Source organism: Ectothiorhodospira shaposhnikovii (genome assembly GCF_016584105.1).
Lineage (GTDB): Bacteria > Pseudomonadota > Gammaproteobacteria > Ectothiorhodospirales > Ectothiorhodospiraceae > Ectothiorhodospira > Ectothiorhodospira shaposhnikovii.
The window spans coordinates 51,756-59,274 of the sequence record NZ_NRSM01000022.1; the positions used below are offsets into that span (position 1 = coordinate 51,756).

Below are 7,519 nucleotides of genomic sequence, written 5' to 3' on the forward strand. Positions count from 1 at the left end.
TCTAGCAAGGGAAGATGTCGGGAAGATAACAGCGAGACGGGCCTGTCAGGCCAGCTTGCGCAACTGCCCCTGGGTCAGCAGCCACTGGAGCATGGCCTGGCCCGGCTGCCGGCCCCGGGTCACGTCCAGGCAACAGGCCCCACCCTTTTTCATCCGCACCAGCGATCGCTGCTCCCCGGCCAGCAGCCATCCGGCCAGCCGGGAGAGGTGCGGTTCGTGTCCGACCACCAGCAGAGTCGAGCGGGCGGGCTGCTCCTGCAACCACTCCGGGAATGAGCGGGGGTCCGCCTCCGGAATCAGGGTCGGCGTGGACACGATCTCCGTCCCCGGAAACACCTCCTTGAGGATCTGGGCCGTCTGGGCCGCCCGAACATGGGGGCTGGTGACGATGGAGACAGGCCCCTCCACCAGACGGTGAAGCCCTCGTGCGGCACGCCGCATGCGGCTGATGCCCTCTTCCGTCAGGGGACGCAGATGGTCCCCCTGGCCGGTGACGGAAAACTCGGCGGCATCTCCGGCCTGACTGTGGCGCACCAGGACCAGATTGCGAAGCGGATGGCCTGTCTTTCGCGACATGGGTCGGTCTCCCCTGGAAGGGCTTTTGACAAGCCTAGCTGAAAGCAGCCCGGATGATGAGGAAGAAAATGATGGACAGCAACGCCCCCGCCGGCAGGGTGATGATCCAGGACATGAAGATCGCCCGCACCACGCTGAGGTTGATGGCCGCGATTCCCCGCGCCAGCCCCACGCCCAGGATGGCCCCCACCAGGGTATGGGTGGTGGAGATGGGCAGCCCGGTGCCGGAGGCCAGTACCACGGTCATGGCCGCCGCCAGGGTGGCGGCAAAGCCGCGGCTGGGCGTGAGCTGGGTAATCCCCGTACCCACGGTGGCGATCACCCGATGGCCGTAGGTCACCAGTCCCAGCACAATCCCGCATCCACCCAGGAGGAGGATCCACATGGGCATGGCGGCCTGTACCGACACTTCGCCGGTCTGCACCACGCTGACCACCGCCGCCAGGGGACCGACCGCGTTGGCCACGTCATTGGAGCCATGGGCGAAGGCCATGGCGCAGGCGGTCACCAGCATCAGGACACCGAAGACCTTTTCCACGTTGCTGAAGTGGAAATCCCGGTCATCGGCCGGATCGAAACGCAGGCGGCGGATGGCCAGCAGGCCCAGGCCCGCCGTCATCAGGGCAAACACGGCGGCAATGCCGTAACTCTGGAAGGTGGTGAAGTCCAGCCCCAGGTGGGTCAACCCCTTGAGCAGGGTGATGAGGGCGGTGAAGAATGCGGCGAGGAAGATGTAGAAGGGAACGTAGCGCTTGGCATTATCCAGGGGATTGGGAGTGTCCAGTATCAGGACCTGGACACTGCGGAAGAGGACGAAGGCGACCACCCCCGACAGGGCCGGCGACAGGACCCAGCTGATGGCGATGGCGCCCACCTTGCCCCATTGCACCGCTTCCATGCCGATGGCCACGATGGCAAAGCCGATGATGGCGCCGACGATGGAATGGGTGGTGGATACCGGCCAGCCGAAGATGGAGGCCACCAGAAGCCAGGTCCCCGCCGCCAGCAGGGACGCCAGCATGCCGAAGACCAGGATCTCCGGTGTCCCGGACAACAGGTTGGCGTCCAGCATCCCGGAACGGATGGTCTGGGTCACCGCCCCACCCGCCAGCCAGGCGCCGGCGAACTCGAAGATGGCGGCAATGATCACCGCCTGCTTGATGGTCAGGGCCCTGGATCCCACCGAGGTGCCCATGGCATTGGCTACGTCGTTTGCGCCCACACCCCAGGCCATGAAAAAGCCGAAGATGCACGCCAGGACGATGAATAGCGTCGCGTATTCCATAGGATTGTCAGTTTTTTGTAGGTCTGAAGGAGATCAGTGGGCCAGCATGAGTCGCAGGCGACTACCGACCCGCTGAGCCAGGTCGGCCAGGTCACCGATCTCGTCGATGATCCGGTACATGAAGATCACATCCACCGGTGGCAGGGAGCGTTCCATGGCAAAGAGTTCGGCACGAACCCGGATCTGGATCCGGTCGGTATCGTGCTCGATGGTATCCAGTTCCTTGAGGATGGACTCCATCACATCCACTTCATGTCCCCGAAAGCCGGTCTCCACCAGGTCTTCCAGTTCATGCACGGCCTGGGAGGCCTTGCGGGTCGCCTCGGTGCTGCGATCCAGGAAGTCCCTCAGCAGGGGGTGGAGAGTGTCGGGGAACGTCATCCGCCGGCCCAGGATCAGGCCGGCGATGTCCTTGGCGGTATTGGCAATGCCGTCCTGGACGGTGAGGGCTTCCAGGACATCCCGGCGTGACATGGCCAGCATCATGCCCTTGGGTAGATGCTGGCGCAGATCCTTCTTGAGCAGGTCCGCCTCGTGTTCCAGTTCGGCGATGCGATTGCGCAGGGATTCGGCCTGTTCCCAGTCCTGGGCCATGACCGCCTCCATGAAGGCGGGCAGTTCAGCCACACAGGCCTGCACCTTTTCGGCATGAAGCTGCAGGGGGCGGACCGGCGACTTTCCGAACAGATCGAAGAAATAACTCTTTGGAGGCATGGGGTAACCAGACCTGGAAAACGGCGATTGTAACGGAATTATGACGCCGGACGGGAGTTTCTGGCCCGACATTCACGCCGCTGTCATGAAATATTCATATTGGTCCGTCCGACACCTCCCTGGCCCGCTCTGCCCGGGCACCCTCGCTGCCGCGCCGCACAATCCGGTCACGCCCGAAATGACAGGTGAAGGTACTGCCCTCCCCCGGCGTGCTCTCGATCTCCAGGCGGGCGCCGTGGCGCTGAAGCACATGCTTGACGATGGCCAGACCCAGTCCGGTACCGCCGGTATTGCGGCTGCGATCCGAGTCCACCCGATAGAAGCGCTCCGTCAGACGGTGGACATGCTGGGGGGGGACGCCGATACCGGTATCCCGGACCTGGAAATGGGCGCCATGCTCATCTTCGTGCCAATGCACACTGATGGTGCCGCCATCGGGCGTGTAGTTGATGGCGTTGGTGACCAGATTGGAAAAGGCGCTGTGCAGCTCGGTATTGGAGCCCCGCAACCAGAGGGCCTCATCCACCTCCAGGGACAGACTCTGCCCCCGCTCACCAATGAGCATGCGCGCCTCTTCCTCAATGCCGTGGATCAGGGCGGGAACGCTCACCGGTGACTGCGCGGTGGCCGCGGTATCCCGGGTCTCCAGTCGGGACAGGGTCAGAAGATCCTCGATGATGCGCCGCATGCGCACCGCCTGGGACTCCATGGAACGCAGGGAGCGCCGGATTTCCGGCTCCAGGGACTCCTCATCCGCCAGCGCTTCCAGGTACCCGGCGATGACCGTGAGCGGGGTACGCAGCTCATGGGAGACATTGGCGACAAAATCACGCCGCATGGATTCCAGCATGTGCAGACGGGTAACATCCCGCACCGATAGCAGGAACTGCTTGTCGCCGTAGGGCACGATGCGGGCAGACAGCATCACCCGCTCGTCCGGCCCGCGGGGAAACTCCACCGCATCGCTGTAGTCCCCCGAGTACATGTAGCGGACAAACTCGGGATGACGCAGCAAATTGGTGACACGCCGACCGATGTCCCGGGGGGATTCCAGTTCCAGCAGACTGATGGCGGCGCCGTTGAACCACTCGATGTCGAAGCGGCTGCCCAGGATCACCGTGGCATCCGGCATGGCGGCGCTGGACTCATGGAAACGGTTGAGCAGCTTGGCGATCTTCTTCTTGCGCCGTCGACTGCGTTGGTAGAGCCGGTACTGCTCGTAGATCAGATCACCCCAGACCCCGCCGGCATGGGGCGGCTCGGACCGCTTGCCCACCTGAATCCAGCGATGGAAGCGGCGCAACTGACGCAACTGCCAGGCCACATAGGCGGACAGGGCAAGCACCAGCATCCAGGCCAGATGGCCGAACAGGGCACCCAGCACCAGACCGGCAAGAATGAAGCCGGCCAGACGCCAGAATTCCACCTTCCAAGGACTGCCTGAACGGGAATCCAGAAGCATGGGCCGGGCCTACGTCTGCTGGGAGAAGCGATAGCCGGCACCGCGCACCGTCTGTACGAAACGGTCGCAGCCGGAGGGGGCCAGCACCTTGCGCAGGCGCAGGATGTGGACATCCACCGTGCGCTCCTCCACATAGGTATTGCGCCCCCAGACCCGGTCCAGCAGCTGGGATCGGGAATAGACGCGCTCGGGATGCGTCATGAAGAAGTGGAGCAGACGGAACTCCGTTGGCCCCATCTCCAGGGCCTCGCCGCCCACGGTCACCCGGTGACTGGAGGGGTCCAGGGTCAGACCGTCCACGGTGATGGGTCGGGACTGTTCTTCCGGGATACTGCGCCGAAGGACCGCCTTGATCCTGGCCACCAGCTCCCTGGGGGAAAAGGGCTTGGTGATGTAATCATCCACTCCGGCCTCCAGGGCGCCCACCTTGTCATCCTCCTCCCCCCGGGCGGTGAGCATGATGATGGGCAACTCGGCGGTGTATTCCTCGCGTTTGAGGCGCCGGGCCAGATCAATGCCGCTGGTGCCGGGCAGCATCCAGTCCACCACCACCAGATCCGGCAGCCGTTCCGCCAGCCGGGTATGGGCCTCATTGGCATCGCCGGCCTCCACCATGCGGAATCCGGCCCGAGACAGGGCAAAGCCCACCATCTCGCGAATGGCCGGCTCATCCTCGACCAAAAGTATGGTCTTTTCACTCATACGTTCATCATCCTTCAACCTGTCTTTGACGCGGCTATTACAACGAGAATTTATGACATGATGGTGACATTGCAATGACTGCAACCACCGACCGCCCCTTTCCAGGTTGTCATGCCACGGACACATTGCGGAATTAAAGTGACGAATCCGTTAAGAATTGGATTCCCGATCAGACCCCCAAGAGAACGCCATGCGCATTCTGCTTTTGACCCTATTGCTGCTGTCGACCTGCGCCGTGGCGGCAAATCCAACAACGGATCCGGATCCCGAGGCACAGGCCCACCACTATCTGGCGCAGGACCCACCAGCCCATGATCAGGCCAGAGCCCTGTTCATGCAGGCCGCCGAGCAGGGTTCACCCACCGCCATGGCCTACCTGGGATGGATGTTCGAACACGGCCACGGAACGGCACCCGACGGTGAACAGGCGGTGTACTGGTACGGCCAGGCCGCCCGTGCGGGCGCCCTGCCCTATGCCATGCATCTGGGCTGGATCCATCTGAGGGGCGAACTGGTCCCACGGGACCGGGAAACCTCGGAAGACTGGTTTCGATACGCCATCGACCAAGGGCATGCGCCCGCCCGGGTGGCGCTGGCCTCCATCTGGATCGCCGACGCCCTCGGAGGACGTGATCCGGATCTGGCCCTGGAGGCGGAGGCCCTGCTGTTACCGGCCATGGAAGCCGGTGAAGTGCTGGCCCTGTATTTCCTGGCACGACTCTATATAGAGGGAATCGGCAGCGTGACGGCGGATGACGACAAGGCCTTCCACTACACCCGCGAGGGTGCTCGACAGGGGCACCCCCGCATGCAGGCCTGGCTGGCCATGATGCACGCGGACGGTCGGGGCGTGGCCGCCGATCCCGTGGCCGCCATCCAGTGGTCGAATCTGGCGGCGGCGGGGGGCGATGAACTGGGAATGGAACTGCGCCAGGCACTGGAATCCCGGGCCACACCGGAACAGATCCAGGAGGGCCGGGGCCGGGCGGTGACCTGGGCCCTCTCCCATGGGCAGCCGGACTAACAGTCCTCGACCCCGGAGGCGCCTTTGTCTAAACTGCCTCACCAACTGAGACATGGACACCCTGTCCATGCGGAATTGCGGTTGGGAGCAGTCAGATGAGACGCGTGATCTTCAATCAGAAGGGGGGGGTGGGCAAGTCCACCATCACCTGCAACCTGGCAGCCATCAGCGCCAGCCACGGCCTGCGAACGCTGGTCATCGACCTGGACCCCCAGGGCAATTCCAGCCATTACCTGATGGGGCAGGCCGCCGATACCTGCAAGCACACCATGGCCGACTTCTTTGCCTCCACCCTGGGCCTGTTCCGGATTACCGGTCGCACCGCTTCGCTGGATCAGTTCGTCAGCCCCACCCCGTTCGAGAACCTGAGCATATTGCCCGCCAACCGGGAACTGGAAAACCTGCAGACCAAGCTGGAGTCCCGCTACAAGATCTACAAGCTGCGCGATGCCCTGGATGCCATCGCAAAGGACTATGACTGCATCTACATGGACACCCCACCGGCACTGAACTTCTTCACCCGCTCAGCACTGATCGCCTCGGAACGCTGCCTGATTCCCTTTGACTGCGACGACTTTTCCCGCCGCGCCCTGTACGAACTGCTGGACAACGTGCGGGAGATTCAGGAAGACCACAATGACCGGCTGCAGGTGGAAGGCATCATCGTCAACCATTTCCAGTCCGGCGCCAATCTGCCCCGGGCACTGGTGGACGAACTGGTCAGCGAGAACCTGCCGGTACTGGCCACCTACCTGTCTGCCTCGGTGAAGATCCGCGAATCCCACCAGCATGCCCGCCCCATGATCCATCTGGCGCCCAATCACAAGCTGACCGCCGAGTATCAGGCCCTGTACCGGCTGCTCAACGGCCACGCCTGAGCCAACGGTCCCGCTACTTGCGGGACTCCTTGAGGAAGAAGGCCCCCAGACCGATGAAGATGCCGCCCACCACCAGGGCGGCGGTTCCGCCGATACCCTGCCCTTCCCCCACGGTCAGGCGGCTGACCCAGATCTCCCCGCCCAGCAGGGTGAACAGGCCCACAACAATCAACAACAGACCCACCAGAACCAGGCCCATGTCGGTCTTCTTCCGGCGTCCCCCGGAATCCGGTGCCCTGCCCGAACGCTTGAACGGGTGCCGCATGACCCGCCTCAACCCTGGCGCCGAAGCACGGTCACGCTCTCGCCACCGATGCCCCAGTTGTCGGTTTCCACTTCATCGATGACCACCACCGTGGTCTTGGGATTCTTGCCCAGCACATCCACCAGCAACTGGGTGGCGCCGCGGATCAGCTCGGCCTTCTGTTCGGGGGTGGCGCCTTCACGGGTGATCTTGATGTTGACATAGGGCATGGGCTGGACTCCGCTGTGTGATGAACCAAACGCCGGTCACCGGCGAGGATACCGGCATCAACACCATGATGCCAATGGTAGCTAACTCTGGCCAGGGAGACACGGTCCGGGTATGGTGACGAGGAATCATTTCCTTTCTTTCATCCATGCAAGGGAGGTATTTCATGGGCGTTGAAGTCACCGGTCTTTTGAGTCTGATCCTCCTGATCGCCATCATCTGGGCGATCGTGAGCACCGTTCAGAGCCGTGCGGGCACCGGGGCCAAGGTGCTCTGGATCGTCCTGTGTACGCCCGACATGGGCATGAACTGATGGGGTGAAAGTCCCCTGTAGGAGTACCTGTGATGTCCACTCTGTGGACGACTGTAACTACTAGCCGACGGCAAGGGCAAACCCGTGAGGGAA

The 7,519-nt window shown here is 63.1% G+C and carries 10 protein-coding genes; 3 read left to right on the forward strand and 7 right to left on the reverse strand.

The genetic code is table 11. From position 1 onward, the window contains the following. Positions 1–45 precede the first annotated feature (45 nt). The 5 genes from CKO35_RS12595 to phoB all read right to left on the reverse strand — a co-directional run bounded on the left by CKO35_RS12595 (position 46) and on the right by phoB (position 4,739). Positions 46–576 (reverse strand): SixA phosphatase family protein, encoded by a 531-nt coding sequence (locus tag CKO35_RS12595; protein ID WP_200176495.1) that lies wholly within the window; start codon positions 574–576, stop codon positions 46–48. A gap of 34 nt (positions 577–610) precedes the next feature. Next, positions 611–1,861 carry an inorganic phosphate transporter gene (locus tag CKO35_RS12600; protein WP_200176496.1) on the reverse strand — a complete coding sequence of 417 codons (1,251 nt, stop codon included), beginning with the start codon at positions 1,859–1,861 and terminating at the stop codon, positions 611–613. A gap of 33 nt (positions 1,862–1,894) precedes the next feature. Then, on the reverse strand, positions 1,895–2,575 hold the full coding sequence (locus CKO35_RS12605) for a TIGR00153 family protein (protein ID WP_200176497.1): 681 nt from the start codon (positions 2,573–2,575) through the stop codon (positions 1,895–1,897). A 94-nt stretch (positions 2,576–2,669) separates the two neighbouring features. Further along, a complete protein-coding gene (gene phoR / locus CKO35_RS12610; protein ID WP_200176498.1) occupies positions 2,670–4,037 on the reverse strand; it encodes a phosphate regulon sensor histidine kinase PhoR in 1,368 nt (455 codons plus the stop codon). Between the two features lie 9 nt (positions 4,038–4,046). Next, entirely contained in the window at positions 4,047–4,739 is a 693-nt protein-coding gene (phoB, locus tag CKO35_RS12615; RefSeq protein WP_200176499.1) for a phosphate regulon transcriptional regulator PhoB, read from the reverse strand. A 190-nt stretch (positions 4,740–4,929) separates the two neighbouring features. On the opposite strand from phoB, the gene CKO35_RS12620 reads away from it, so the two are divergent. Both CKO35_RS12620 and CKO35_RS12625 read left to right on the forward strand, forming a co-directional pair. After that, positions 4,930–5,763 (forward strand): tetratricopeptide repeat protein, encoded by an 834-nt coding sequence (locus CKO35_RS12620; protein WP_200176500.1) that lies wholly within the window; start codon positions 4,930–4,932, stop codon positions 5,761–5,763. A 95-nt stretch (positions 5,764–5,858) separates the two neighbouring features. Then, entirely contained in the window at positions 5,859–6,641 is a 783-nt protein-coding gene (locus CKO35_RS12625; protein ID WP_200176501.1) for a ParA family protein, read from the forward strand. 13 nt (positions 6,642–6,654) lie between these two features. On the opposite strand, the gene CKO35_RS12630 is transcribed toward CKO35_RS12625, so the two are convergent. Continuing rightward, the gene (locus CKO35_RS12630; protein ID WP_242467182.1) at positions 6,655–6,906 is read right to left on the reverse strand and encodes a hypothetical protein; all 252 of its coding nucleotides are present in this window, start codon (positions 6,904–6,906) and stop codon (positions 6,655–6,657) included. Between the two features lie 8 nt (positions 6,907–6,914). Next, positions 6,915–7,115 (reverse strand): tautomerase family protein, encoded by a 201-nt coding sequence (locus tag CKO35_RS12635; RefSeq protein WP_200176502.1) that lies wholly within the window; start codon positions 7,113–7,115, stop codon positions 6,915–6,917. Between the two features lie 164 nt (positions 7,116–7,279). On the opposite strand from CKO35_RS12635, the gene CKO35_RS12640 reads away from it, so the two are divergent. After that, positions 7,280–7,426, forward strand: a complete 147-nt coding sequence (locus CKO35_RS12640) for a hypothetical protein (RefSeq protein WP_200176503.1) — start codon at positions 7,280–7,282, stop codon at positions 7,424–7,426. Positions 7,427–7,519: the final 93 nt, after the last annotated feature.